This window comes from Chimaeribacter californicus, from assembly GCF_002858675.1.
In the GTDB taxonomy this organism is placed as follows: domain Bacteria; phylum Pseudomonadota; class Gammaproteobacteria; order Enterobacterales; family Enterobacteriaceae; genus Chimaeribacter; species Chimaeribacter californicus.
On record NZ_PJZF01000078.1, the window covers coordinates 1 to 1,140 of the forward strand.

Consider the following 1,140-nt stretch of genomic DNA (forward strand, 5'->3'; position numbering starts at 1 on the left):
ACGAAACGTCTGCGGAGTCACAGGACGTGCCACCAGCTGCGGAAGAGGCCAAGGCTGAAAAGGAAAGCACAGATGCACCGAAGGGTGATGCTGCCGTGAACAACCCTCGGGTTGGGCACTTTAGAAGCAAAATCGGCGCTGCACGTTAACCTGACGCCAGGCGTCGCCTGGCTGACTCCGCCATAATCTTAAGGGCAAGCCGCGGTATGCGGCTCTCTGCCCTTTCCTTCTCTTCCTCGGTCATCAACATCACTTTCCGTCTTTCCGGGTCGATCCGCTCCGGGTTCCGGCACCGCTTGAAAAATTCGTCGTCTAATCGTGTGAGATGGAAGGTTCGCGGCCTGACAGAATCATCAACCCGGCAATCAGAGTTATGCGACTTGGCGATGGAACTCATGCGCAAGTAGATCTCACTCACTGTCGAATTGTACTGCGGGTAACGCTCTCTCAATCCCTGCGCAACCTCTTTGGCGGTGGCCGGCCGGCCAAGCTCAATCAGGTATTGCGATATTTCCCATGACGTCAATCTGGAGTGTTTGGCTGCCAACTGTCCCCCAATAAATATATTGGTTTCGTCGCTGTGTTGTGTGTTGGCCAAATGAGAGTAAATCAGGAGGGGTGCTGGGTAAGATTAAGGCGCTGATCCGCGCCTTGTACCCAACTATCCACTGTTCCGTTTAGAACCGGAACGTAAAGCTGCTTGGCATGTACTCACCCCTTTCCAGGTAAGCACAAAACAAGCAGCCTCTCATTGCCCAGGAGGGCATTAGGCAGGCGCTGACTATATGAAAATGCAGGATGATAATCAAACTAAGGCCGTTGGTCGCTGGTGGCCTTTACCAGGAAATATGGTTGCCCTGGTAACGGCGGCGGACACCGGTCTTACCGGTTTCCCCTGAGCGTAGTCCCTTATCCTATTTTGGACATATCCAGTGAAAAGTAGGGATGCTCCAGGTAGTATTTACATTTTCTAAACATCTGAGGGATTACGATGCCTAGCCTACCCGCTCTTCTGGATTTATGGAGAAGCCCGCTCCCAGCCGGGAATGTCGATTACACGTCGGAAAGGTTGATGGAGGCTGTGCGTGATGTGATGCATACTGACCTTTCTCAGCATGAACAAACCGCTACAACTGGGAC

1 protein-coding gene is annotated in these 1,140 nt (G+C 52.6%); it reads right to left on the bottom strand.

Annotated features, from left to right (window positions below; translation table 11 throughout):
* Positions 1 to 145: 145 nt before the first annotated feature.
* Positions 146 to 598 (bottom strand): Late promoter-activating protein, encoded by a 453-nt coding sequence (locus CYR55_RS24295; RefSeq protein WP_101818589.1) that lies wholly within the window; start codon positions 596 to 598, stop codon positions 146 to 148.
* Between the last annotated feature and the right edge of the window lie 542 nt (positions 599 to 1,140).